The sequence below is a fragment of the Segetibacter aerophilus genome, from assembly GCF_007991655.1.
Taxonomy (GTDB): Bacteria; Bacteroidota; Bacteroidia; order Chitinophagales; family Chitinophagaceae; genus Segetibacter; species Segetibacter aerophilus.
Map to the genome: position 1 here is coordinate 1 of NZ_BJYT01000031.1, position 25,441 is coordinate 25,441.

Annotated in this window: 20 protein-coding genes; 13 read left to right on the forward strand and 7 right to left on the reverse strand. The window is 39.3% G+C overall.

Translation table 11 applies throughout. The features are described 5' to 3' along the window. Nucleotides 1-856: 856 nt before the first annotated feature. Genes SAE01_RS22070 through SAE01_RS22080 form a run of 3 tightly spaced genes read left to right on the forward strand, consistent with a single transcriptional unit; the run spans nucleotide 857 to nucleotide 6,548 of the window. The gene (locus SAE01_RS22070; protein WP_147206006.1) at nucleotides 857-4,078 is read left to right on the forward strand and encodes a SusC/RagA family TonB-linked outer membrane protein; all 3,222 of its coding nucleotides are present in this window, start codon (nucleotides 857-859) and stop codon (nucleotides 4,076-4,078) included. Between the two features lie 34 nt (nucleotides 4,079-4,112). After that, nucleotides 4,113-5,789, forward strand: a complete 1,677-nt coding sequence (locus SAE01_RS22075) for a SusD/RagB family nutrient-binding outer membrane lipoprotein (RefSeq protein ID WP_147206007.1) — start codon at nucleotides 4,113-4,115, stop codon at nucleotides 5,787-5,789. A gap of 24 nt (nucleotides 5,790-5,813) precedes the next feature. After that, nucleotides 5,814-6,548 carry a DUF4397 domain-containing protein gene (locus tag SAE01_RS22080; RefSeq protein WP_147206008.1) on the forward strand — a complete coding sequence of 245 codons (735 nt, stop codon included), beginning with the start codon at nucleotides 5,814-5,816 and terminating at the stop codon, nucleotides 6,546-6,548. Between the two features lie 280 nt (nucleotides 6,549-6,828). Here SAE01_RS22080 and SAE01_RS22085 read toward each other — a convergent pair whose 3' ends face one another. From SAE01_RS22085 to SAE01_RS22095, 3 genes are all read right to left on the reverse strand, one after another. Further along, nucleotides 6,829-7,014, reverse strand: coding sequence for a hypothetical protein (locus SAE01_RS22085; RefSeq protein ID WP_147206009.1), 186 nt, complete (start codon nucleotides 7,012-7,014; stop codon nucleotides 6,829-6,831). Between the two features lie 363 nt (nucleotides 7,015-7,377). Continuing rightward, entirely contained in the window at nucleotides 7,378-7,656 is a 279-nt protein-coding gene (locus SAE01_RS22090; protein ID WP_147206010.1) for a hypothetical protein, read from the reverse strand. Nucleotides 7,657-7,894: 238 nt separating this feature from the next. Continuing rightward, on the reverse strand, nucleotides 7,895-8,755 hold the full coding sequence (locus SAE01_RS22095; RefSeq protein ID WP_147206011.1) for an SGNH/GDSL hydrolase family protein: 861 nt from the start codon (nucleotides 8,753-8,755) through the stop codon (nucleotides 7,895-7,897). Nucleotides 8,756-9,457: 702 nt separating this feature from the next. On the opposite strand from SAE01_RS22095, the gene SAE01_RS22100 reads away from it, so the two are divergent. Beyond that, complete coding sequence (locus SAE01_RS22100) at nucleotides 9,458-11,140, forward strand: carbohydrate-binding protein (protein WP_147206012.1); 1,683 nt, start codon at nucleotides 9,458-9,460, stop codon at nucleotides 11,138-11,140. Between the two features lie 224 nt (nucleotides 11,141-11,364). Further along, nucleotides 11,365-12,210 carry an SDR family NAD(P)-dependent oxidoreductase gene (locus SAE01_RS22105; RefSeq protein ID WP_218029225.1) on the forward strand — a complete coding sequence of 282 codons (846 nt, stop codon included), beginning with the start codon at nucleotides 11,365-11,367 and terminating at the stop codon, nucleotides 12,208-12,210. A 147-nt stretch (nucleotides 12,211-12,357) separates the two neighbouring features. Here SAE01_RS22105 and SAE01_RS22110 read toward each other — a convergent pair whose 3' ends face one another. Then, the gene (locus tag SAE01_RS22110; RefSeq protein ID WP_147206013.1) at nucleotides 12,358-12,996 is read right to left on the reverse strand and encodes a GntR family transcriptional regulator; all 639 of its coding nucleotides are present in this window, start codon (nucleotides 12,994-12,996) and stop codon (nucleotides 12,358-12,360) included. 148 nt (nucleotides 12,997-13,144) lie between these two features. Continuing rightward, nucleotides 13,145-14,104, reverse strand: a complete 960-nt coding sequence (locus SAE01_RS22115; protein ID WP_147206014.1) for a DMT family transporter — start codon at nucleotides 14,102-14,104, stop codon at nucleotides 13,145-13,147. A 526-nt stretch (nucleotides 14,105-14,630) separates the two neighbouring features. On the opposite strand from SAE01_RS22115, the gene SAE01_RS22120 reads away from it, so the two are divergent. After that, nucleotides 14,631-15,425, forward strand: coding sequence for an SDR family NAD(P)-dependent oxidoreductase (locus SAE01_RS22120; protein WP_147206015.1), 795 nt, complete (start codon nucleotides 14,631-14,633; stop codon nucleotides 15,423-15,425). A 142-nt stretch (nucleotides 15,426-15,567) separates the two neighbouring features. Next, nucleotides 15,568-16,581 (forward strand): winged helix-turn-helix domain-containing protein, encoded by a 1,014-nt coding sequence (locus SAE01_RS22125; protein WP_174834628.1) that lies wholly within the window; start codon nucleotides 15,568-15,570, stop codon nucleotides 16,579-16,581. Nucleotides 16,582-16,604: 23 nt separating this feature from the next. Here the strand turns inward: SAE01_RS22125 and SAE01_RS22130 are convergent, their stop codons facing one another. Then, nucleotides 16,605-17,930, reverse strand: a complete 1,326-nt coding sequence (locus SAE01_RS22130) for an aspartate aminotransferase family protein (protein WP_147206017.1) — start codon at nucleotides 17,928-17,930, stop codon at nucleotides 16,605-16,607. A gap of 419 nt (nucleotides 17,931-18,349) precedes the next feature. Continuing rightward, complete coding sequence (locus SAE01_RS22135) at nucleotides 18,350-19,993, reverse strand: glycoside hydrolase family protein (RefSeq protein ID WP_147206018.1); 1,644 nt, start codon at nucleotides 19,991-19,993, stop codon at nucleotides 18,350-18,352. A gap of 488 nt (nucleotides 19,994-20,481) precedes the next feature. On the opposite strand from SAE01_RS22135, the gene SAE01_RS25100 reads away from it, so the two are divergent. From SAE01_RS25100 to SAE01_RS22160, 6 genes are all read left to right on the forward strand, one after another. Next, the gene (locus SAE01_RS25100; protein WP_262713387.1) at nucleotides 20,482-20,955 is read left to right on the forward strand and encodes a 3-keto-alpha-glucoside-1,2-lyase-like domain-containing protein; all 474 of its coding nucleotides are present in this window, start codon (nucleotides 20,482-20,484) and stop codon (nucleotides 20,953-20,955) included. Then, entirely contained in the window at nucleotides 20,922-21,272 is a 351-nt protein-coding gene (locus SAE01_RS25105) for a 3-keto-disaccharide hydrolase (RefSeq protein WP_262713388.1), read from the forward strand. The genes SAE01_RS25100 and SAE01_RS25105 overlap by 34 nt, the downstream gene beginning before the upstream one ends. Before the next feature lie 39 nt (nucleotides 21,273-21,311). Further along, complete coding sequence (locus SAE01_RS22145) at nucleotides 21,312-21,404, forward strand: twin-arginine translocation signal domain-containing protein (RefSeq protein WP_147206019.1); 93 nt, start codon at nucleotides 21,312-21,314, stop codon at nucleotides 21,402-21,404. Nucleotides 21,405-21,425: 21 nt separating this feature from the next. After that, on the forward strand, nucleotides 21,426-22,172 hold the full coding sequence (locus SAE01_RS22150) for a sugar phosphate isomerase/epimerase family protein (protein ID WP_170234245.1): 747 nt from the start codon (nucleotides 21,426-21,428) through the stop codon (nucleotides 22,170-22,172). Nucleotides 22,173-22,195: 23 nt separating this feature from the next. Beyond that, complete coding sequence (locus tag SAE01_RS22155) at nucleotides 22,196-23,668, forward strand: sialate O-acetylesterase (RefSeq protein ID WP_170234246.1); 1,473 nt, start codon at nucleotides 22,196-22,198, stop codon at nucleotides 23,666-23,668. Between the two features lie 306 nt (nucleotides 23,669-23,974). Beyond that, the gene (locus tag SAE01_RS22160) at nucleotides 23,975-25,309 is read left to right on the forward strand and encodes an SGNH/GDSL hydrolase family protein (protein ID WP_147206022.1); all 1,335 of its coding nucleotides are present in this window, start codon (nucleotides 23,975-23,977) and stop codon (nucleotides 25,307-25,309) included. Nucleotides 25,310-25,441: the final 132 nt, after the last annotated feature.

Sequence of the window (25,441 nt, forward strand, 5' to 3'; positions counted from 1 at the left end):
TATTTTAAGCTAGCCGCATTTAAGCATAGTAAGTATTGAAACTTCACGAACAGGCTTAAGAATTTTTGAGCACCTTGGTTTCAACTCTTATAAACAACCCGCAAAAGACACGTATGCAACCGTCAAAAGTCACAAGGATTGTATGTAAAAATTCTTTGACAAGTTAGACCATATAGTAACAGCTTGGGACAAGGATTTATTAGTTAATGAATGACCTTCTATTACTGACTACGTTTAGGCTTGTTACCTTTCAGACGTTGGGGTTAGACATGAATACAAAAAAGGGAATTGGTAGACAACATCGATCGTTGTGCTTATGTCTGTTCCAACAGCAATAGAATACAATCCAAAATTTTGGCATCGAGAACATTATCAGGAATAGAAACTGTAAGGATGATAAAGAAACAACAAGTAAGCTTTCCATTTCCAAATCCTTATAAATCCTTTTTGCTCATTAGCAGCATAATAACAGTAACCTTCAAAATAATAATGCTTCTTTGCATTAGCTGTGACAGAGCCACAAATCGACCGTTTCATTTCTGATCACGTACATTCTAAAACTGATTTTCCTGGCCAACATGAATTTAGTGAAGATGTTTTGGTCATATATGCTTCAAAATGTTTTCAGCCTGTAAACATAGAAGGAATGAATTAATAGGTATATAACCAATAGAAGCAAATAACTTTTACTCTAATGTAAATCCCTTTCCTGATAAGAAACTTGGTTTAACTACTTTCGTTGCTTTCAAAATAAATTTTTATTCGTTTAAATTATCCGGATTGCAGCACTTGCAGCTTTTGCATTGTCACCTGAATATTAATTCCCAGGATTTCTTACTACGAAATACACACGCACATGAGAAAATTTTTTCTATTCTTGTCTATGGTTACTTTGCTGTTGGTAACCTACCCGTTACTGGCTCAGCAAAAAACAATAACGGGCACCGTAATCGCCAGTACAGGTGAGCCGTTGGAAGGAGTAACAGTTAGCAATTCCAAAACAAATAAAAGCACAGCAACAAATCTTGCCGGCACTTTTACAATACAAGCGGCTACCGGAGAAACATTAGTTTTTACCTCTGTTGGTTATTCATCTTCGAAAGTAGTTGTGGGCAGCTCGAATAACATAAGAGTAGCTTTAAATGCAGGAGGCGGCAGCCAATTGGCGGAAGTTGTAGTAACCGCAATGGACATCCGGCGAAATCCCAGGGAGCTCGGATATTCTGTGCAGACTGTTAAAGGAAGCGACATTCAACAAACACAACGGGAAAATTTCGTTAACTCATTACAGGGCCGTGTAGCTGGTCTTACAGTCACTCCAACTTCTGGCGCAGCTGGTGCATCTTCTGCCATTGTATTAAGAGGTTTCAATACTTTATCTGGTAGTAACCAACCCTTATTTATCGTTGACGGTATTATAATAGATAACCAAACCCTCAACTCAAATTCACAAAGCGGTAGTGGTATTGGTCTTGCCTCAGACGGTAGCAACCGGAATAATGACAATACAAACCGTATTGCCGACATCAATCCAAACGATATTGAGTCAGTTACTGTATTAAAGGGTCCTGAAGCAACAGCTCTTTATGGTAGCCAGGCTAGTTCCGGGGCTATTGTAATTACAACCAAAAAATCGAAAGGCACCGCCGGTAAAGTTCTTTTAGCGTACGACAATAACTTTCGCTTCCAAAAAATCACGCGATATGCCGATGTAAATAACGATTACGGACCAGGCGGCAGTAACAACATTCCTACTGCACCGCCTACATTAGGGCAAATACAGTCATTTGGTCCGCTATGGAAACCGGGTACTACCGTTTTTGATAACCTGCATCATTTCTTTAGAACAGGCTTTTCCCATACCCATAACATCAGCGCCGAGTTTGGAACAAAGGACGTAGGCTTTAGAGCGTCAGGATCTTATTTTGATAACACAGGAGTTGTTCCATACAATTCTTATACTAAGTATAATTTTAAGATTTCTAATAACACCAAAATTGGAAAATATATAAGCATTTCACCTTCTATTGCTTATACAAATGCAGACAATTTGCGCCCGCTTAAAAGCACCGCAACCAGTTCTGGTGCAGGAGGATATTTAGTAGACCTTTATGCCTGGCCAGGCAACAACGATGTTCGTAATTTTGAAGATCCTCTTGGCCAGAAACTATTGCTTTTTAATCTTACAAATCGCAATGCTGATTATGACAATCCTATCTGGAGCGCTAAAAACAATAACAGCAGGGACAAATTAAATCGTTGGATCGGCACGTTGGGTGTTGACATTAATCCTTTTTCCTGGCTATCTCTGGCAGGTCGCTTTGGGTATGATACTTATAAGAACAATGGGTACGTCTTCAACCACCCCAACTCTTTTATGTTGACAAGCGCAACTGCAGGAAGCCTTGATAATTACTACAGAACTTACAATGGTTACAACCATACAATTACAGCGACAGCTAAAAAGAATATTGGAGATTTTAGTACGAGACTTCTTGTTGGAACCATGTGGCAGGATTACGCAACCAAGCAGTTTGCTATATATGGGACCAACCTGATTGACTCAGTTGGCAAGGATGGAAACATGTATAAAAGCGGATCTATTGCCTCCACCTTTAACCCCGACGATAGCAGTATTACTACTTTAAACACAAGAAGACGGTTATTGCGAAATAATAGCGGACTTCCAAACGAGAATATTTTTAGAGAATTGGCGTATTTCGGAGAAGTGTCTGTTGGATATAAAAATTACCTGTTCTTAACCTACTCTCATCGCTTTGAAACAGCCTCTCCTATACCAGCTCAAAACCGGAACTATAATTATCCCGGTGCAAGTTTAAGCATGATAGTTAGTGATATGTTTCCCGCTATAAAAAAAGGAAACATTCTAAACTTCGCAAAACTTAGAGGTTCTCTTGCAAACACTGCAAGATTAAATGATCCATATTCAAACCAGTCGTTCTTCGTAAACAATTTCAGTAGCACAATATTACCTGTTACGTATACTTACGGCTTTACAAATGCTAACCCATATCTTACTCCAGAAAACCAACAAACGTATGAAATAGGTACAGAGTTAAGGTTTTTAAATGATGCAATCTCATTAGAAGCTGCTTATTATAATACGCTTTGTACAAACCAAATAGCCCAAGGTTACAGGGCAAGTTATGCTACAGGATTTATTTTGAATACCCAGAATGCCGCATCACTTCGAAATGAAGGATTAGAGTTAACACTGAATGTTAACCCAATTAAGAAAAACAATTTTAACTGGAACATCAGTTTTAATTTCAACCACATGTGGAGTAAAGTATTAACTCTGCCAGAGTCAATTGGAATATTGAATGACTACTACAACTCCGATACGTACATTTCTAATGTAAGAGGCGGCTTAATAAGGGGGCACTCTACCGGTACAATTACCGGCTCTACCTACCAGAGAAATAATGCTGGTCAAATTCTTATCAATCCATCAACTGGCATTCCTTTAACTAATACTGGTAATCAATTAATAGCCGATAGAACCCCTGCTTATACATTAGGCACTTTAAACAGTTTTCGTTATAAAAACTGGACACTGAGTTTTCTTTGGGATTTAAAAGTAGGCGGCGATATATATAATGGAACAGATCAAATTCTTACAGGTTTAGGCAAAAGCCAAAGAACTGCTAACCGCAGTACTGCCCTGGTAGTTAATGGCGTACTAAACGATGGACTTCAAAATACAGCCACCCCTACTTTAAATACTTTAGCAGTGGTTCCTCAGTATTTAAGCAGTTATTATACAACTTTACCCGATGAAGAATTTATTCAGAAGGATGTGAATTGGTTTAGGTTGAGAGACCTTACACTAAATTATACGTTGCCTGCAAATGCTATAAAACGCCTGAAAGCGTTTAGCAGTTTAGGCGTTTTTGTAACAGGAAACGACTTAGTGCTTTTAACAAACTACTACGGCGCCGATCCTGCTGTTAATGCAAATAATCCTGGTACTAACGGTGTGGGAGGATATGGCCTTGATTTGGGTAGTGCAGCTACTCCATTATCAATAAGCTTTGGATTACGTGCCCGGTTTTAACTGTAACATTTAAAAATCAAACTAAAAAAATCGCATGCAACATAAATTTTTAAAATCAATAGCTTTTCTTGCAGTCTTTGGGCTGCTATGTATGAGCTCGTGCAAGAAAAAAATTGACGAAGCTTATTTAAACCCAAATGCTCCGGTTAGGGTGCCAATAGAAACAATATTACCTGGGGTTATTGGAGGCTTTACTGCTTTCAACGCTGCATCAGGCTCAAATTTCGGCTTGCAGATCGATGATGTGTTACTGGGTCGATATATCCAATACTGGGGATCGACAACTAATGGAGAAAACTATGGATCAATGGGCGGTACAGTAGGCAGCGATAACACGGGCGGAATTTGGGGAGCAGTGTATTATGGCCACGGTCAAAATGTAAATAGAATTATTGAGTGGGGTACCGAAGAGCAAAAGTGGGACTTTGTAGGAGTTGGTTTGGCAATTAGGGCTTGGGGCTGGCTCGAATTAACGAATCAATACGGTGATGCAATTTTAAAAGAAGCTTTTAATACCAGTTTGACGCAATTTCATTACGATACTCAGCCCGAGTTTTATGACAGCTGCCGTGCTATTTGCTTTAGGGCATTAAGTTATTTAAATAGAACCGACGGCAATGTAAACCCCGCAAAACTTGCTGAAAGCGATTTTTACTTTAATAAAGGCGATTTAAACAAATGGAAGAAGTTCGTTTATGGAACGCTGGCTCGTTCGTACATTGACTTGAGTAGTAAGGCAAATTTTATAACTGCTCACTACGCTGATTCTGCCATCAAATACGCCGGTCTTGCTATGACAACCAACGCTGAGAATTCGATGGCAACTTTTTCATCGGCCAACTCTAGTAACGGTTTTAATAGTTACTTTGGCCCTACACGTTCAAATATTGGCACCATTCGCCAGGGTAGTTATATTGCTAATCTGATGTCGGGTAGAAACGATAGTGCCTTTACCGGGGTTAATGATCCACGAGCTTGGTATATGCTCAGCGAAAATGCGAATGGAACTTTTAGAGGGGTGACACCCTGGCTAGGTGTTACTGAATATTTAAATGGTGCAACACCTACCAATGATTATCCCAAAAATTTCTGGAGAAATCCATCAGTCATTGCTACAACAGGAACAGAAGATAGCGCACGGTATGTTTATCAAAACAAAGGGCCCTGGCCAATTATGACCGCTTCGGAAATGCAATTCATAATAGCAGAAGCGTACTACCGCCTTGGGGATAAAACCAAAGCCCGCGACGCTTATATCAACGGTATTAATCTTGATTTTGACTTGCTCAAAATTTATTACGAAAAAGCTATTCCTGTTGGCCGGTCTATTACAGCAGCAAATCAAACTGCCTATGTTTCATCCCCCGCAGTTGTTCCTCCAACGGCGGCAGGGTTAACCCTAACGCATATTATGTTGCAAAAGTATATTGCGCTGTATGGTTGGGGTACTCACCAGACATGGACTGATATGCGTAAATATCACTACACCGGTCCCGATCCTCTTACAGGCAATAAAGTTTATGTAGGATTTAACCCTCCACCTACCACGCCAATTAATTACCTGATTTCAACCAACAATGGCAAATATGTGTACAGGAGCAGACCAAGATACAATTCAGAGTACTTATATAACGTGCCTGAATTGACAAGGTTAGGAGCTTATCAAAACCTGGATTACATCACTTATGAATGTTGGTTTTCTCAGCCATAGATTGTAAACAAGAAAAATACTACAATGAAGATTTTAAAGATAATTATAGTAAGCCTGGGAGTGTTACCCTTTTCTTCTCTTTATATGTCATGTACAAAAGAGACGCCTCAGGTGGCAGCAGCACAAACAGATTTTAGCTTGTCGAGTAAAGTGCAGATTTTTGATGCTACAGTGAAGTCGACCCGAAACTACATCTATGTGGATGGCACTCCCATATCAGGAGCAGCATTAGCTTATGGAGCCGTTTTTCCTGCTACTGCCTATGCTTTTATGGTAAATGCAGGTAGCCGGTCTTTTACGATAAAGGATACTTTACCCAGCACTACCCAAGTGCCTCTTACATTTACCGAAACTCTCGACCCTGGAAAAAGCTATACCATTTTCACTTATGACACAATTACAAGTGTTAAGAAGCTATCTGTTTTAAATAACATAATAATTCCGACTGATACCACGGCAATGCTTCGTTTTGCAAATTTTATATTTAATACTACTGCGGTACCAGGCGTTGATGTCTACTCATTCAGGCGAGGAACTACTACACCGGTCTTTACAAATGTCGCTACTACCAAGGTAACAGATTTTATTCCTTACGCCTCGGGCTTGACGGATACTTTATATTTATATGCAACCGGAACAACTTCACCGTTATTGGTTAAATCAGTAGTGCCAAGTTTAACTCCAAGCAGAAGTTATACCTCGGCTTATAGTGGTAGTTACAGAGGTGCAAAAGCGGTGGCTACTTTTGCTACATATTGATATATTTAATAAAAAAGTTCGTTCTGGTGAAGAGGCTTTTAAGCAGACCGAAATATAACTTTATAAACCCGCTATCGGGCGCGTTTTTTTGTCTCGCTTCTCTCATTAGAGCGGTTAATATCTTGTAAATTTTTATAGCCTCATTTAAACTGAACGAAGAATACAGAAGCTTTTTGCGTATCGAGAAGCATGAGAACTATGTCGAGATTTTGGTGTAATAGGTTTATGATAAAAAGGTTAAATAGTAACACAGCTAACCCTCTTTTGAAAACTACTTTCATTACAAATAGTGCCTCTCAATCTGCATACCGATATTACAAATAAAAGTTGTTTCTACTCCCTCAAATTCCGGCTTTAGTTGCCAGCACGGATTGTTACGAACATTGACATCAGGGTAGATAGTAAAAACATGTTCGCCATTAGTCCATACCTGATAATCCCCACTTCCATCACAATCGTTAAGCATAGCACGAATTTCTACTTCTATTATTGTGCTTTTATAAGGAACTTGAATTGTAAATATTTCTTGTGGCATTAGCGAGAGATGCAGCTCGATTTTCGTGACTTAATTCAATTAGCCGAGTAGTAATTAAACATAGTATTTCAAGGTATTCAACTGAGCCATAGAGTTGTTTCTGTTTTCTAATAGTTTCTAAAATTCTTTTAACGTCATGTAGTTGCAAAGCACTAATATATTCCTTTAAGCCTTCTGACGAATAAATAACACCATCTACCATTCCATAAAGATTGGCAGGCAACTTGAAAAATGCAACAGGGCCGGTCAAATTAGGATGAGCGTCCAGAGTAATTTATATCTGCCGGGACTAGCTCAGATATAAGAAACTTTTTTCTGCTTGTCTATTGCTTTCTCAAAAATATTTGCAGCTACTTTGCCCGCATACTTTGGTGGGATTTCTTCAAGAGAATATGTACTTAAAATTCTCCTGAATTTATATGTGACACTTCTGCTTACCTCAATATAAAAATCGTCTATTTTGAAAAGCTCATACGTGGCAATGTCATCTTCGTGTTCATCAATTTTTACTGCGTCAATAAGCAACTCTTTTTTCTGCCTGTCTGTTAAATTGTTGTACTGGTCTATTGTCATATTGGAAAGATGTAATTAAGCAAACTGTTTAAGATTGGAATAGCAACAAATATTCCATTTTTGTTTAATAGGAGTATGAATAAATAGGGTGCTCAATTAAACAAAAGTGTAGAAACGTATATACAAAAGAGTTTTTTAATGATCTCAGAAGCAGGTTGATAATGCGAATAGAGCACCGAGAGGTAAAGAAAATATATCATTGTCTCCAGTACTTGAACTATGCAACATTTTATGATATTCAAATTCTCGGTAGTTTATTCATTGTCTGATGCAGCAGACAGGTAATGGTAGCTGTTGTATCAGTTTGTTCAGTTACTTTGATATCGGCAATAAATGTAGGTTTTTGCCTGTCGCCTATACTTTTGAAAGCCTGGAACCAATTCGCTGCCATTGTTTTTTGACCCAACTCGTTGGAATGAACCCAGTCGAACGTCATTGTTCCCAGGTCTGTAGGACAATTGATCCAGCCTGATGCCATATCAACCATAGTCAGCCTGATTTTTGGATATTGTGTTTTAAATTCAGCAATCAACGGCTCTATAGAGTTGCTGACAAAGCAAACCCAGGGCGTATTTAGTTTAGACAAAAAGATGTGCATTTTGCGATTTTGCTTAAATAGTTCTTCAACGATTTGCTTTAGCGAATTGACTGTCGAGACCGAATCATTTTTCCCGTCGTTGGTGCCGATATGGACAAAGGCGTAATCAGGCGCATCGATCCGCTTCAAACGCTCTTTAAACGACTCATATTTAACGCCATCATGCATGAAGCCGCCTTTCAGCGTCTCGCCTGTTTGTATACCATAGTATCCTTCGTGGTCTCCATCGAAAGCGTGACCGGTATAAGGAGAAATAAGTGGCTTTAATCGTCGCGTTTTATTTTCGTTGAACCAAATTGGGTTACTTCCAACCATGTCTACTTTATAGCCTGCCGAGTCAAGTTTTTCCCAAAGCCAGTATCGGTAACTTAATTCCTTTATCGTATCGTTGACTACTTTTCCCTGGGTGATGGAGTCTCCGAAGCACAGGACTTTTGCAATGCGTGGCTGACACGACATAGAAAAAGTCAACACAAATGCGACTAGGAATAGTATTCTCATGCAAACAACAATTTTTGTTTAGCTTCTTTTCTTTTTAAACACAGATCCACTTTCTACAACCAGTAATGGTGTCCATCGTCAAATATATAATGCTTGTTTGTGTACCAGCTAAGCTTTTCAGGGCGATATCGTTGTGTCACTCACTTGTACTTTATTTTTCAAGGCATCTTTTCTTATTTGATATAAAGCGGTTTTAACCGTTGCCGCAGTCTGAAATTTACAATAACCCATGTACACACGTTTATTTCTTTTTTGTTTACATTCATTGGTAAAAATTTTCGGGCTGTCAAGATTGCGGGTAGCACAATAGTAAATACATAAGCCTCAAGTGATCGGTAAGTGTGACAAGTTTCTTGCCTTCTATTGATGGCATTATTCCCGACTCAAAAGCCATAGAATTCACTAATACTTTTGTTGCGTTAAAGGTGGTGCAAAGAATTGTGTCCGCTTCAAAGACAATGAAACACGAAAAGCAAAAAGGGCTATCTTTTACAAAAAGAAATAAGAGATCGCCGGGGTAAAAACTTTGGTTGATATAGTTGAAGGATACAGGGCTTTTTTTAACTTTTTAAACTGTGACAATAGCCCAGGTAGCTACATATCATCCGGTAATAACCAAGACCTGGTTTGTAAACAAAATTTGGTAAAATTGTCAACGAATAGGGGTGACAGCAGTAGCCTCTCTAAACTCTATTAATTCATATGAAAATATTTCTGGCTCTTTTAAGCACGTTACTAATATGGCATTTTTCCAAAGCACAATACAAGGTCGACTCGATGTGCGGAGCAAAAGTAAATCTCGATAGAAACGGTAAACTACTTGCCCGGTATAAACCGCAAACGCCTGGTGCTTCGTACGCCATTGCGGTAAAACTAGCAGTTGATTTTTTAAAAAAATGTCCCGTCAGTCCTAAGAATAACTTACCCTTATACCTCACACATTGCTCTATGTATCGTGATGGGAAAGGGGGCTATGTGGGATCAGATTGGCCACACAATCCAATTGTTGTAAATGGGGGTTTGGTGCAAAGCCTTGCGATAGATTGGCGAAATTATTCTGGCGATGAAACGATGATTGCTATAACACGACAGGCACTTGATCACCAGATCAAGTTCGGTACTACACCTGCTGGGTGGCAGTGGTCCAATGTACCTTATGCAAGTTCTGATGCAGGTTCTGTTACTTACCACGGAGCTTCCCGGTTTGATACTGCTGTTACCGATGAAAATAAAGGTCGCGGGGATGGGTCTTATGTTTTAGAAGTAGATAAGATTGGTGAAATGGGAATTGGGTACCTGAGGTTTTACCAGATTACCGGGGAGGAAAAGTATTTAGATGCAGCTCTAAAATGCGCGGATGCATTAGCAAAACATGTGCGGAAGAGTATTAATACCGAGAGAGGGCTCGAGTGGAAAAAGCTCTCCGTTACCTCGCCATGGCCATTTCGGGTACGGGCAGAGACAGGCGAAATTCTGGAAGATTACACTTCGCATACTGTAGAAAACCTGCGCTTGTTGGATGAATTGATTCGCATAAGAGAGAACATAAAACTATCCCGTGAAAAAGCCGCAGCCTACAAAAATGCTTCGGCAATAGCATGGCGTTGGATGTATTCAGCCGACGGGCCAATTAAAACATCCATTTGGAAAGGTTATTTTGAAGATATCCGATTCGATCCTATTAATCTGAACCGGGTAAATAATTCGCCTATGGAATTCGCCCGTTACCTGCTAAAGAATCCGCTTCACGATACTGAAATTTCAACTACGGTTCCTGGTCTAGTATGGTGGGTTAAAAATACGTTTGGTGAAAAAGGTATGAATGCGATAAACGAACAAACAGGCTGCTACCTGCCGATGGGAAGTCACACCTCGCGTTACGCCTCAGTATGCGCCATGTGGTATGAGCATAGCGGTGACAAGTGGTTCAAAGAGGAAGCGTACCGTTTTTTTAACCACGCTTCCTATATGGCGGAGCCCGATGGGGTAGTGCAAACCGGTCATAACTGGGGTAGCGAGATTTGGTTTAGTGATGGTTACACTGACTATATCCGGCATTTTATGGAAGGCATTGCATCTGTACCAGAATGGGCGCCAGCAGGTGAAAATCATTTATTGCGCTCGACTTCCGTAGTTCAGAAGATACAGTACCTGGATAAACAAATTTCCTATCAAACGTATGATAAGGTTGCAAAAGAAGTTTTAAGACTTGCTGCAAAACCACTTGCTGTAAAGGTTGATGGCTTGGCAATAAAAGAAACTAAAAATCCGGCAAATGAAGGATGGGTTTGGGAGCCACTTTCAACAGGGGGTGTATTGCGCGTTTATCATACAAATGGAGCTGCTGTTTCTATTAGTTTGAACACGGCGAACAAATTGATGTAATAACAAAAGTGCCTAAAACAACCAAATCTTTCAATTCCTTTAAATGTAATTTTCATTGCAAAAAGATCGATACCACGGATCAAATTTGAAAGGTGTATGAATTATTAGAAAGCTGTATCGTTTTTGAAAGGTTATAAACGAATGAAAAGGTATTTCAAATAAAAAGTTACCTGTAACCTTACAGGCTCACCTGGTTGTCAAACTATTTTCTAAATCCCACTAACATGGACTTCAAAGAACAAGTAGCTGTTATTACCGGCGCAGCTTCGGGTATTGGTTTAGCTGTTGCAAAACAACTTCTGGAATCTGGGGCGCGACTTGTTTTGTTGGATATCAATGACACGTCATTACAGAAGGAATTTGGAAACAGACCACAACAAGTGCTACTTTTTCCCATAGATATTACCAATCAATCTGAAGTCGATAAAGCCATTAATACGGCCGCCACTCATTGGGGCCGCATTCACATCCTGGTAAACTGCGCAGGTATTACTGGTGTTACCAACATTAAGTCGCATGAAGTAAATACGGAAGACCTGCAACGAGTGTTCAATATTAATTTTATGGCAAGTTTTTATACTGCACACGCGGTATTACCCTATATGATAAAACAGGCATACGGAAGGATTTTACATGTGGCTTCTATTGCTGGCAAAGAAGGCAATGCAGGGATGCTCGCTTACTCAGCATCAAAGGCTGCAGTTATTGGAATGACTAAAGTGCAGGGTAAAGAATACGCAGAGATGGGGATTACGGTAAATGCGCTCGCTCCTGCGGTGATCAGAACACCTCTTGTAGATGCAATGCCTGCGGAGCAGGTAAAATATATGACGAATAAAATACCAATGAAGCGTTGTGGCACATTGGAAGAAGCCGTGCATTTGATTCTATACATTGTTTCTCCGGCCAACACCTTTACTACCGGCTTTACATTTATTTGTCCGGTGGAAGGGCTACGTATTAGTTATAGCATGCAGCCTAAAAGTTTTGTCCCTTCCCATTTATGTAGTTGCGCTTCAAGCCAGATATGGACAAAAGACATAGAGCAAGAACAAAAAGAAATGCTTTAAATTTCATGTTCAGTTCATTTTTTGATCTTTCTAAAAAAGCCTGGAAAAAAAGAATGGTTTTAGCGGGGTGCAAGGAGGATCAGCAAAAGCCAGATTGGATTCGATTAAATTGACTACAACTGGAGGTTGAACAATATGGAGTCCTTATCATACTATTTCAAGAATCACTTTTTCTCCCCTTGAAAAATGTTGAATTAGAGTTTGCTCAGCCAATTTTAAATTTTTGTCTTTTAAAGCTTTCACTATTTGTCGATGTTCTGCATTGGTTAGATCGTAGTCGTCGGTACCCATTTGTGAGTTTGCTAACTTCTGGTGAAAGAGGGGAATATGAGATGAGCGGTATACTTGTAGCAATTTTTTATTTTCTGCGAATTCCACTAAGGTCTCATGAAACTTCATGTCCGCTTCCAGCGCGCCGTTATAGTACCCTTTTTGTACCATGTCAGTAAAATCGTCGCATATTTTTTCAAGGACTGCAAATTGTTCTGTGTCCATTTTCTTACCTGCTAATCGAATTGCTCCCAGTTCCATCACCTCTCTTAGTTCTCTGATGTCCCGAACCTCTGATGCTAATATTGGTTTTACATAATAGCCGCCCTTTTCTCCCAGGATCACCAAACCCTCACCAAGCAACCTTGTCAGCGCTTCTCTTACCGCCATCCTGCTTACCCCGATTTTTTTTGCCCATTCATCCTCTTTTAACCGGGTGTTCTCCGTCAATTGCTTGCTGAGTATTTTTTTCCTGATTTCCGTAAAGGCTTTGCTTGCTAACGAATCTATTTTCATGATTACGCGATGTGGTTAAAATTACAAATTCATATTTGAAACAGATTGTTTAGGTATGTTCGTTTGTAACCTTTTATGCAAGCAATGTAAATTATAGGTGCAAAGTGACCTGAACTATTAACTACTTTTTATTCTCTGCTATTTATTTTCACATGTTTACGACCGGTGAATTTACTTTATTGCTATTGTTGGCTAATTCGGCAACCTTGTTTTGCCTGTATTCCCAAACTGTAATGCTGAGAGTGCTGATTAGGACGAGTAAACCACCAATGATTGCCATAACACTCAGTTTTTCATGCAGCCAAATTGCCGCGATAGGAAGCGCAAAAAACGTGATCAGGAAATTAGACAGGGCAACCTGTATTGCTTCAAGACTTTTTAAAGCTTTAAAAAACAAAATCATAGACAAAAAGTTGTGAAACACGGTAAGTAGTGTAAGGCCAATCCATGTGTTTGTGGTAAAAAAAGACATGAATTTCAAACTGTTGGGTTCGTAATACCATACGAGGGGCGCAAGCAAAACAACCATGAAAATGTATGTATAAAAAAGCATTTCAATCTCCGTATAATCGCCTGAAATCTTTTTGCAAATCGTATTATAAAAGCCGCTTCCAACAATACCTGAAAAAATAAGTGCATTTCCAACTAAGAATTGCATACTGAAATTTATACTGAGCAGATCTTTTAACGAACAGAGGGCAACACCAATAATTGCAATGATAAAACTTACCCACCTTAACCGGTTCATCTTTTCGTTAAGCAACACGACTGCTAAAAGCACTGATACGATTGGCAAAGTGAGTGAAATGATGGCTCCGTTACTTGCTGTAGATTGCTGTGTGCCTAACGTCATTAAAACTTGGGCCGGAAACTGGCCTAAAATAGCTAAAATGATGAAGATCTTTAAATCTCTCAGCTTTCGTTTCTTATTCGCCCTTGCATCTTTGTAGACAAAGGGGATCATAAATAAGGTGGCTAGTAGCATTGGTATAAAGACGGTGCTAAACGGACCTACCTGGTCCTGTACCAACTTGATGCATGTAAACTGTAATGACCACATCAGGTTGCATGCAAATAAGGCACTCCAGGACAAGTAAGATTTTCTCATAATGGAAATAATATCACATGAACTTGTTTACATTTAATTTAAAGGAGCGTTTATAATTTTTACCAAAGTTGCCTAAAAACCTCCATCTCCGAAACTTTCATTGAGATCTTGTAATCTCACTCTCAGTAACAGTTGGTTTTCTTCTGAACCAGGCCACATACATTTGGTTTGGCTTTTCTTGCGTCGCACTCGTTTACTTTTTTTCCTTTATCCCACCTTTTTTCAAATGTTGTATTATCTTGTTTTCGCCAAACTTGCGAACTTAATATTTGCAACTTCCTTAACTACCTAACAACATCTGCACTTAAGAAATTTTACGCCAGTTTTTTCATTCGCCGTGCAGCATTATTCTTAGATTCAATTACTACTAATTAAATACATACACCGGAAATTATTCTACACCACTGAATACTAAAGGAAAAAAGTACCCAAAAGCGTGTAAATAAAGTTTACGAAAATATATACAAAATTGTAAACAAAATTATACTTTCACCCCGAAATGATGATAGGCCTTTAATAGACAGAAATGGAAAAAAGTCGTTTTACTAATCGTCACGTTTTAATTACCGGTGCTGCCCGTGGAATAGGTTTGGAAATAGCACGGCATTTTGCACGTGAAGGTGCAGTCCTCTCTTTATTGGATAACAACGAAAATAACCTGCAAAAGACGGTGGAGGAATTAAAGGCAATTGCTGTAGAGGCTTATTCTTACAACATAAACATAAGCAATTTGCAACAGGTCAAAGAGGCAATATCAAAGGCTGAGGCTATTCAACCGATAGACGTTTTAATCAATAATGCAGGAATAGCGAATGAAACACCTTTTTTAGAAATAGAAGAAAACGATTGGAAGAAGATTATAGACGTTAACCTTACCGGGATGTTTTTCGTTGCCCAAACAGTTTGCCGGTTGATGGCTAAAAGGCAAAAGGGGGTGGTGGTAAACATGGCAAGCAAAAACGGGCTGGACGGAGAATTTGGATACGCACACTATAATTCTTCGAAAGGTGGGGTGATTATGCTAACAAAAACAATGGCGCTTGAATTGGCGCATGTGGGCATTAGGGTTAACGCAGTTTGCCCAGGATACATAGAAACGCCAATGTCTAAAGAAATTGATCCACCTGAATTTACTGAAGCGTTTGTAAAGCAATACATACCCCTGAACCGTCCTGGAAAACCGGAAGAAATTGCGCCTATATTTTTATTCCTGGCAAGTGATGAAAGCAGCTTTATGACGGGACAAACAATTATTGCTGACGGCGGACAATTGGCGGGCCAAAAACCAGGAATTACGCTCTTAAACAAGATGAAACTGTAAGGTTTATAGTAGAATTTTTAAGAACAATAGAAATAGTTCTTAAATTAAAACAACTGGAGTACGCCAAAGACTTACTGTAAGATTACTTGCGGCAAGAACGATAACGATTGTATAATTATAACTAACGTAACCATTTATGATAATGTCAATGAGTATTGGAGTGGAAAGCCAGGTACCAAAGTACCTCCAGGTTGTGAACGCAGTTACTGATGCAATACGACGCGGCAGCTTGAAAAAAGGGCAAAAGATTTTATCAATCAATGAACTTAGCGAAGAGTACTTCGTGTCGAGGGTAACTGTAGAACGAGCGTATAATGTTCTGAGAGAAAAAGGAACAATTATACCAATTAAAGGCAAAGGATATTATATAAACGATGTCAACATTGATACTCCTGTTAAAGTCTTATTGCTGTTTAATAAAATCAGCAATTACAAAAAACAGATCTATCAATCTTTTATTAAAAAGCTAGGGGATAAAGCAGTTGTAGATCTTAAAATACATCATTTCGATGTAAAGATTTTAAGAGACCTCGTAGAGAATTATTTGAATGATTACAATTATTTTGTAATCATGCCCTACTTCTACGACAACCCACAGGAAGCACTATCTATTATAAAAACGATCCCACCCGAAAAGCTGATTCTACTTGATAAAAGAATTCCTTACAGTAATCTAAAATGTGCAGCGGTTTACCAGGATTTTGAGAACGATATCATAGATGCACTAGACGAAGGCCTTGACCTTTTGCGTAAGTATTCTAAGTTTTATATTGTTAATCCAACTATAGTACCATATCCTCCCGAAATTGTTTGTGGCTTTAAAAAGTTATGTATGCAGAACTCCTTTAAAAACCAGGTAATTACAGAGATTACTATGGATACACCTGTTAATAAAGGGGATGTTTTTATCGTAATAGAGGAAACAGATTTAGCAAACCTTATTAAAATTTGCCTTTTAAAAAAATTAGAACCTGGTAAAGACGTCGGTATCATTTCTTATAACGAAACCCCTTTGAAAGAAGTATTATTAAACGGAATAACTGTGCTCTCAACAGACCATAGTAAGATGGGTGAATCAGCAGCAGATCTTATAATCAATAACAGTAGAGAGAATATCAAAAATCCTTTTGTACTTATAAAAAGAGGATCTCTTTAGTTATCCCGCAAAAACTCTCCGCATCATAAACTTCGCAAGTATTGGCGTGTAAGGTCTAACGTCTTATAAATGTCGTCTTCACTGTGGGCGTAACTAACCGAGTTTTGTTTACAGGCTATAGGTATCTGATAAATTCCTTTTTCGATTAGCGCTTTCCTGTACTTTAGGTCAAAATCAAAATCATGGTTATCGAGAATATCGTGTACATCATTCGGAGCTTCTTTTGAAAAATAGGTGCACGAGGCTGAGGCATTCCTGCTCACAACTGCCGCTATACCTTTCTCGACAAACAGTGCTTCCAGGCCTGAATACCATAAGTTGCTAATTCGTGAAATGTAATCATACACTTCAGAATTCTGTAAAATTTTCAAGGTTGCTATTGCAGCAGCAGTGTTAATAGGATGAGCATTATACGTTCCGGCTATTAGCACTCTTTTATTTGGTTCTTCTTCATCGAACAATCCCATAATTTCCCTTTTGCCTCCAATTACTCCTAGTGGATAGCCGTTTGCAATAGCTTTTCCGAAAACCGATAAATGAGGGGTAACATTTGCTATGCTCTGGTAACCACTTAGCGCAGAACGAAAGCCGGTTTTTACCTCATCGAAAATACATACGGCACCGTAGCTCTCGCACAGGTCGACAAGGCCCTGCAGATAACCAGATTTTGGTAATACTACCCCGATGTTTTGCAACACTGGTTCAGTAAGTACACAAGCAACCGGATATTTTTGCAGCACGTACTCAACTGAGGCAAGATCATTAAAATTGACACAATGTATTTTTTGCTTTACTTCTTCAGGTATGCCTGCCGATGATGAAAGAAAAAGATATTCACCACGCACCTTGCGCTGGCCGATCTGCTTTAGCGATGGCAACACGATTCTTGCTACATCATTGTGCGAGCCATTGTAGCCCCCAAGCATTAATATGATGTGGTCTTTACCTGTATACGCACGGCTTAACCTGATTGCATGTGCTGTTGCTTCGCTTCCGGTATTGGTAATTTGTATTAAATCTAACGACGGAATAAGATTACATAACTGCTTTGCAAGGCTAATTTCGAGTTCATTGGTACCACTGCCTATTAATGAAAATTGACTGTTGATAACCTCTATAACAGCGTTGTTTACAGCTTCGCAATTGTGGCCAAGAAAGTGGGGTGCAAAGGCTGCGTGGTAATCAATATATTCCTTCCCATTAACATCATAAATCTTGCTTCCTTTTCCTTCCCTGAAAATAATATGTGGGTCCACTTTTCTGTTTAAAGACACCACACCACCTGCAATATATTTGTATCCTTCTTTTGATATTTCCTGAAAAGTTACCTGTCTTTCGTTAGTTGTCATTGCATAAATTATAGCTCTTATTAATGTTTACTGACCGCCAGCAATTCCCTTAGTTCCAATCCTGAGCAGAATCTGTTTATCGGTATTTGTCAAATCTGTATCTTAAAAGGTCAAAGGAAGAAGTGTATTTTTTGACTTTAGCTGAAATACTACTATTTAGCCCCCTTGCGTCGCACTCTTATACCTTTTTCTCTTTGCTCGGCTACACTAAACACGCCAAATCCGATATGGATCTTAAGGAACGAAAAGTAACACTTTTTGCATTTTAAAGTATCCTGCAATGTCATTATAGCAGTTGTACTAGCATAAGATGATGTTGGTAAATTGTTGCCTTTTTTAATTAGGCTATCTTATAACCCAAGGATTGCAATGCAAACCAAATGGTCACGAGTTGTAGAGCTTTTTTTTAAGCGTTTTTGCTATCTAAAAATTGTTATCGTGTTTCCCGTTTGGTGTGTGATGTATAACACACCGCCTTTTTTCAACGGCTCCCATTTCCAACCCTCTGTTGCTACATCTGCTACTTCATTTATCACTTTTTTGTTAAGCGTTATTTTCGACGGCTTAGCGGTTAGCCTTATTTTTTCTGTTGAACTTTGATCAAAAGTTCTGTAAAAAATCAATGTACTGCCAGTGTCTTCCTTTTTTACATCAAACTCCAACCTTTTATTCAGGTTGGGATAATAATCCGCCTGGGTTACAATGGACGTAGAATACAAGATGTGGTTCTGATTTGATGGCGCTAATTCAGGCGCTGCATCCATTGCATTCAGGTAATGACGAATGTAGTCACCATAACCATCCGTTAACCAAACTTCGTCTCTTGGGTAATTGTTTTTGCCATCAATAGCCACCATATACGTTGCCCAATTTAATTGTTGAACAGCTAGTGCTTTGTTTGTATTGTCACCAGTATTTAATGCATACAATAATTCTGCAGCAGCTTGTCTTGATGTATGACTGTTACCGGGGGTCATATAAGCCGTTTGCTCGTTTACCACCTTCAAGCCACCGTATTTCTGCCATTGGTTATTACCCAGTTTCTCATAAACCCAATCAAGAATATTTCTTGTATTCGTCTTCCAATCCGGGAAAAGGTTTTTGTTTTCTAATATAAACCGTGCAAAGGTCACTGCGTTTATCTGGGTATCGGACCAGCCTGAAATGTCTTCAAAAAATGGTCCCCACTTGTTATTCTGCATTGGGTACTTTTTCATCCAGCTAATCATTTTTTCTAAAGCACCTTGATATGTTGCAGCGTCTCCTTGCTTCATCTTCATAAGTTCCATCCACAGCTGTATAGTGCCAACAAAATTTGTTGTGTAAACAGAACGTCCCTCAATTTTACCACTGCGACTATTACTCTTTAAAACACCTGCTTCGCCCGTAAAAGCGTTCACCTTAAATGGAAGAGGCGACTCCAAATCATTTCCTTCTTTAGTGAAACGAGCCAATGTATTTGCAATAAGAATTGCGTGTTGCAGGTAGTTTTCATTGCCGCTTATTTTATAAAGTTTCACTAACTCATAAGCAAAGCTTCCTGCTTTGTCTGGTTGAGTATAACCTTTTCCTATTACCATATCACCGTCATAGAAGCCTGAATAAATCATTGTATTGTAAGGGAAAGGAATGTTTGGCCACCTTGCATTAGCAGGAGACAGGGAATGAGTGAGGTAATAATCTGCTATGAATTTCATATTTTCTTTCACCCGTTCATTACCGCTATACTCATACAGCAATTGCCATGATGATAAAGCCATAGCCAACTGGTCACCGCCTAATCCCCGGGGGTCATTTTCCGGTCGCCATACCTGGTGGTTCATGTAATAGGGTAGGCCGTTCATGTCCCTTCTCATTGTATCCCAAAAGTGCCAGGTAGCGTTAATTACAAAGTCATAAGCAATTCCGGGCTCTTCGTTGTACCATGGAACAATGCTTCCCTGCTTGTCGGTTTTAATCGGGTGAAATACTAAAAATCCTTCCCTGGTACTGTCATAGTAAGGAGTTTGAGACCAGGTATTATGGAACGATAAAAGAATAAATAGAAAGTAGATTTTCTGCATGTTTGAAAGAGTTAGAACGATGTGAGAAAAGCTGAATAAAAATTTGCAGTAGAATTTAGTTACGTGACAACGTTAATAGCAGATCTACAGTTTGTACACGAACATAAAATTGTCTTCACAAATCATAGCATAATCAACAATTGTAAACCTAATCCATTCCCTAACTTTTCCATCCTTCTGTATCCTTTTTCTAGTGGTACGGTTGAATAACTAATGCGGGTTATGTTTAAGCACCTAACACCAACCTTTGCGAGGCTTTGATTAAAACTAAGCTAAACTCCTGCATGCTTATGATAAGGACACAACAGGTAGGTCGGTGCTTCTAAATTGTTTAGTTTTAGAGTCAAATATTTTTACTCCTCTTTATACTTATACTAAAACAGGAAAGTCATTTGAAGAAGCAAGTATATTCTGGCGAAAATAATAATGCAAGAGTTTTTATATTCAACCTTTAATCGACAATAAAATCATTTGATAAAACAAACGCTATGTTCAAGCCAAATTTTCTTTCAATTAAAACGATCTTATTCTTATCATTTTTCATTTTTGTGCAAAATGCTGCCAAAGCTCAAACACCTGCTACTCCCGCAATGAAACCTGAAATGACAGAATTCTATGAACCTGTTCCTGCAGTAGTTACACCCGGAAAAGCAACAAATAATGCATTCATCACAGCGCCTTCCGATGCAATTATTTTATTTGACGGTACCGACCTTTCTAAGTGGAAAAATAAAGACGGCGGGGCTGCTCAGTGGGATGTAAAAAATGGAGCTTTCACTGTAAAGAAAGGAACAGGTGATATTACTACAAGGCAAGACTTTAACGACTTTCAACTTCACATCGAAGGTCAATCCCTTCCAATATTACAGGTTCAGGACAGGCTCGGGGAAACAGCGGTATTTTTCTACAAGGCGTTTATGAACTGCAGGTGCTGGACAATTATAATAACAAAACCTATGTAAACGGGCAGGCGGGAAGTATCTACAAACAAACTGCCCCACTTAAAAATGCCATGCGTCCACCAGGTGATTGGAATGTTTACGATGTCATCTATACCGCTCCTCGTTTTAAGGAAGACAGTTCTTTGTTTTCACCGGCAAAGGTTACAGTAATTCACAATGGTGTTGTTGTTCAAAACAATACAACCATTACAGGCAACACTCCGTACATCGGTTTACCAAAATACAAGTATCATGGTAAGGGGCCAATCAAATTGCAAGACCACGGAGATCCAAGCCCGGCTATTAGCTTTCGTAACATTTGGATAAGGGAATTATAAAGCTTTTCTGAAAAATCAATAATAAAAAACGAGGATGAAATGATTTCAAGAAGAGATTTTTTGCAACAAACTACTTTAAGTTCTTTAGGCGTTATTGCCAGCAGTTCATTTATTGATCCTGCCAGTGCCTAGTCGAACCTGCAGGAAATTGGATTGATTGTAAATGTCATTGGCGATGAACTGAAAAAAGACTGGCAGGGCACGCTTCGAACAGTCGCTGAAATTGGTTACGACAACTTAGAATTCAGCGGTTACTACGGCGACAATCGGGAGCAGTTTAAAAAGTTTATGAAAGACATCGGTTTAAAGCCGCTGTCCGCCGGAAGTTCGTTGGGGCAAATGAAGAAAGAAGATGCGTTGAAAAAAATGATCGATGACGCCCTGTACCTCGAAAAGAAATATTTGGTCTGCTATTGGCCCTGGATGGATTCGGGCGACAATAAAAAACTGGATGATTTTAAGAAAGCTGCAGACGAAATGAACAAGCTTGGAGAACAGGTAAATAAGGCGGGACTTCGGTTTGCTTTTCATAATCATGATAAAGAATTTGTTGAGGTCGCAGGTTATAAGTGGGGCTATGAAGTTTTTTTGAAAGAGACGGATCCCTCAAAAGTTGCCATGTTGTTGGATTTGTATTGGATAACTAAAGGTGGTGGCGACCCGGTTCAGTTACTTCAGCAGTACCCCAAGCGGTTTGAGTTATTTCATGTGAAGGATATGGACAAAACATCGGAAAAGTCTTTTACCTGTCCGGGATATGGAATTATTGATTTTAAAAGAATTTTTGCTGAAGCAAAGAAAGCAGGTGTAAAACATTATATAGTTGAAATTGATAAGGCTCCAAACCCGATGCAATGCATCAAAGACAGTTACGCCTATCTCAACAACCTTCGGTTCTGATAAAAAAAGTTCTAAACCAACCCATGTTCACTCGTCTGATATCGGTTCCAACTTTATTGATCTTTACGCTCACGTCGGTTGCTCAATCGTTACGGTTGCCTGCAATCTTTAGTAACCATATGATTATTCAAAGAGACATTGAGCCGCCTGTTTGGGGACTGGCTGGACCTAATGCAACTGTTACGGTTTCTGTGAATAATATAAAGAGAAATTACAAAGCCGATCAGAATGGTAGTTGGCAGGGTAAATTACCTGAACCAGCAGCAGGTAAAGTTTATTCGCTGGTAGTAACAAGCGGGGGTGAAAAAAAAGTGTTTACTGATGTAATAGGCGGCGACGTTTATTTTGCCGGTGGGCAATCTAATATGCAATATTCTGTAAGCCAGATGACAGGGGGAGAGGAAGAGATTGCTGCAGCAAACGACAAACAAATCAGGTTGTTTACAGTGCCGAGAGATATATCTTACCGGCCTCGTTTTGATGTAAACGATCATGCAAAAGAAAATGCCCTGGAAGGAGTTTGGTCAGTTGCTTCACCTGAAAGTGTAAAGAATTTTTCTGCAGTAGCCTATTGCTTTGCAAAAAAGATCGTTCGTGATGAAAAGGTACCAGTGGGTATCATCAACATAACATGGGGTGGAACACCAATAGAAGCGCATATGAGTACAGAAGCAAATCGTTCGCTTCCTTACTATGCCGAAGCCTTAAATGAAATTGCAGCTAAACCTGCATCTGATAGTTTGATAATCGACAAACGCAAAGCCACTCCCCAACTTCCTGCAAGTGTCTTTAATGCCATGATCAATCCTGTTATTCCCTTTGGCCTGAAAGGTTTTCTATGGTACCAGGGCGAACACAACTGGAACAATCCTTACAAATACAGGGAACAGTTCATCGCCTTTATCAACGACCTACGCATTCGGTGGCAGCAAGGTTACCTGCCATTTTATTTTGTTCAATTACCAAACATGGGTAAAAAACCGGTAAACCCTGGTGAAGACTTTTGGTCTGTTTTACGTGAATCGCAAAGTAGTGCTTTAAAGCTTCCAACTACTGCCATGTTGGTTAGTCTTGATATTGGTGATGGAGACCTTCATCCAAAAGACAAAAAATTATTTGGTGAACGGTTGGCGTTAATGGCGGAGAAAGATATTTATGGAAAGAAAATAGTGGCCGAAGGACCGGAGTTTAAATCTTATTCAGTTATCAGAGATACCATAGAGATTGTTTTTGACAATGCAGGTTCAGGTTTGGTTTTAAAAAATGATACAGCAAAAGTATTCAGCATAGCCGGCAGCGATAAAAAATTTTATTGGGCCGATGTAATTATTAGAAATAATCAATTGTTGGTCTTTAGTCCTAAAGTCAAAAATCCACAAGCAGTACGATATGCCTGGGCAGAAAATCCTTCGGTTACTTTGTTTAATAAAGAAGGTTTTCCCGCCGCACCTTTTCGAACCGATGCCTGGCAGTTGAAGGAAGATGGGAAATGGTAGAATTAATAGAGAAAAGGTCAAGTCACAAAGACAGGTATTGAGAATGGATGTAAAGTCAATTGGGTTAGTTCAAAAAATGAGACAGCACAGCACTTGCTCGCCTCTTCGTGCTTAGAAAGCTCGATAGCTATTGGAGATGGGTGAGAATAGAGTAGTGTGGGAGAAAAGCGAAATAACTAACAAAGCGCCGAAGTGAGTGACCCCGCAAGACTGACGGGGAGCCACATCGATGTCGGCAAAATGGACTTCAGCAGGTAGCCAAAATCCATTCTTTTAATAAAAACATTATCCAAAAATTTCCCGTTTATGAGGTTGTATATATATCTCCTGGCTATGGGTTCATTGTTTGTCGGATCGGTAAAGGGCCAGTCTTATTTTCCTGTCCCTAATGTAAAGGATACGATTCAATTTAAAAACGGGGTTGCACACACAGCCTATCTGCTAACATCTTCTTCAAGCGCAAATCGTAAACCGGTACGAATTCTTATTTATGGTCAATCGATTAGCGTGCAGACTTGGTGGAAGGATGTAAGTGATTTCGTTAAAGACAGATTTCCCCTTGCAAATGTCACTTTCATTAACAAAGCTATTGGCGGCTTTAGTTCTGAACGGCTAAAGCTGATGGTAGAGAATGATGTTCTTTCATTTTATCCTGACCTCATTCTTTTCCACGATTATGGAAACGAGGCAGATTATGAATGGATCATTCAAACTATCCGACGCAGAACAACAGCAGAGATTGCGCTACAAACAGATCATATGGCAATGCAAAGCCAGGAGTGGCACGACAAGCATAGCCAGCAATGGTTACCGTCCATGTGCAGCAAATATGGTTTGGCTTTGATAGATGTTCGTAGTGTTTGGAAAACCTATTTGAAAGAAAATAATCTCGAGATAAAAGATTTGCTGACTGACGGGGTGCATTTAAATGTGCATGGGAATTACCTAATGGCTTCAATAGTTAAAAAATATTTTTCTGCACTTAGACACGCCCCACCGACTAATAAATACGTGAAAGAGATGGTGGCAGGAAAGGATTTTACACTTAAAGGAAACAAGATAGAAATGCCTGTAACCGGAAACAGGATGGACCTGTTATGGAAGCCGCAAGCTAACAGGGGACAAATAGGTGTAACAATAGACGGTAAAAAACCTTCAGCTTTGAATACTTGTTACTATTATACAAGGCCAGCATTGGACAGTCTCGGTTTCTTAAGAAAAATTGGGCAGGTGCTGGGAATGAAGCTGACCGATAAAGCCAAAGAAGAAGAATGGTCAATGACAATAACGGCAACTGACAGTGTAAGGCAACAAATGCAATTCTCTTTGAGAGGTTCGTTAACAGGTGAAGATGGTACAGGCACGAGCGAAAAAACCTTTACTTCAAATTCAGGTAAAATTATAATTGACTCTTCCCAATGGTTTAGGGCAAAAGAGTTTGCCAGGTTTCCATGGGTAAAGCCGGGAGATGTATACAAATGGAAAGTGACCTGTATTTGTAAGGATGAGGTTATATCAGCTGCATCTGATGTAACAACGATTGTGCAAGGAATTGATAACGGACAGCATCGTTTAAAGTTAAGCGGGAAAGGTTTAAAGGATTTGCAGGCTGTTAGAATTTATGAACCGGCGTTGAAGTAAGAACTTTATTTTCAATTATTCGTTTGCTGTTTACCCAATAAGAGAATTTCGGCCATTTCTCGGAGCTACTTTTTAGGTGCTCTACAATTTGCAGCCGTTTTACATCTCAGGTTTGTCACTTTCTTTTTCTTG

Excerpts from the sequence above, each read along its gene's own strand:
- SAE01_RS22070 (WP_147206006.1), top strand. The coding sequence starts at position 857 with ATGAGAAAATTTTTTCTATTCTTGTCTATGGTTACTTTGCTGTTGGTA.
- SAE01_RS22075 (WP_147206007.1), top strand. The coding sequence starts at position 4,113 with ATGCAACATAAATTTTTAAAATCAATAGCTTTTCTTGCAGTCTTTGGG.
- SAE01_RS22080 (WP_147206008.1), top strand. The coding sequence starts at position 5,814 with ATGAAGATTTTAAAGATAATTATAGTAAGCCTGGGAGTGTTACCCTTT.
- SAE01_RS22085 (WP_147206009.1), bottom strand. The coding sequence starts at position 7,014 with ATGCTTAACGATTGTGATGGAAGTGGGGATTATCAGGTATGGACTAAT.
- SAE01_RS22090 (WP_147206010.1), bottom strand. The coding sequence starts at position 7,656 with ATGACAATAGACCAGTACAACAATTTAACAGACAGGCAGAAAAAAGAG.
- SAE01_RS22095 (WP_147206011.1), bottom strand. The coding sequence starts at position 8,755 with ATGAGAATACTATTCCTAGTCGCATTTGTGTTGACTTTTTCTATGTCG.
- SAE01_RS22100 (WP_147206012.1), top strand. The coding sequence starts at position 9,458 with ATGAAAATATTTCTGGCTCTTTTAAGCACGTTACTAATATGGCATTTT.
- SAE01_RS22105 (WP_218029225.1), top strand. The coding sequence starts at position 11,365 with ATGGACTTCAAAGAACAAGTAGCTGTTATTACCGGCGCAGCTTCGGGT.
- SAE01_RS22110 (WP_147206013.1), bottom strand. The coding sequence starts at position 12,996 with ATGAAAATAGATTCGTTAGCAAGCAAAGCCTTTACGGAAATCAGGAAA.
- SAE01_RS22115 (WP_147206014.1), bottom strand. The coding sequence starts at position 14,104 with ATGAGAAAATCTTACTTGTCCTGGAGTGCCTTATTTGCATGCAACCTG.
- SAE01_RS22120 (WP_147206015.1), top strand. The coding sequence starts at position 14,631 with ATGGAAAAAAGTCGTTTTACTAATCGTCACGTTTTAATTACCGGTGCT.
- SAE01_RS22125 (WP_174834628.1), top strand. The coding sequence starts at position 15,568 with ATGTCAATGAGTATTGGAGTGGAAAGCCAGGTACCAAAGTACCTCCAG.
- SAE01_RS22130 (WP_147206017.1), bottom strand. The coding sequence starts at position 17,930 with ATGACAACTAACGAAAGACAGGTAACTTTTCAGGAAATATCAAAAGAA.
- SAE01_RS22135 (WP_147206018.1), bottom strand. The coding sequence starts at position 19,993 with ATGCAGAAAATCTACTTTCTATTTATTCTTTTATCGTTCCATAATACC.
- SAE01_RS25100 (WP_262713387.1), top strand. The coding sequence starts at position 20,482 with ATGTTCAAGCCAAATTTTCTTTCAATTAAAACGATCTTATTCTTATCA.
- SAE01_RS22145 (WP_147206019.1), top strand. The coding sequence starts at position 21,312 with ATGATTTCAAGAAGAGATTTTTTGCAACAAACTACTTTAAGTTCTTTA.
- SAE01_RS22155 (WP_170234246.1), top strand. The coding sequence starts at position 22,196 with ATGTTCACTCGTCTGATATCGGTTCCAACTTTATTGATCTTTACGCTC.
- SAE01_RS22160 (WP_147206022.1), top strand. The coding sequence starts at position 23,975 with ATGAGGTTGTATATATATCTCCTGGCTATGGGTTCATTGTTTGTCGGA.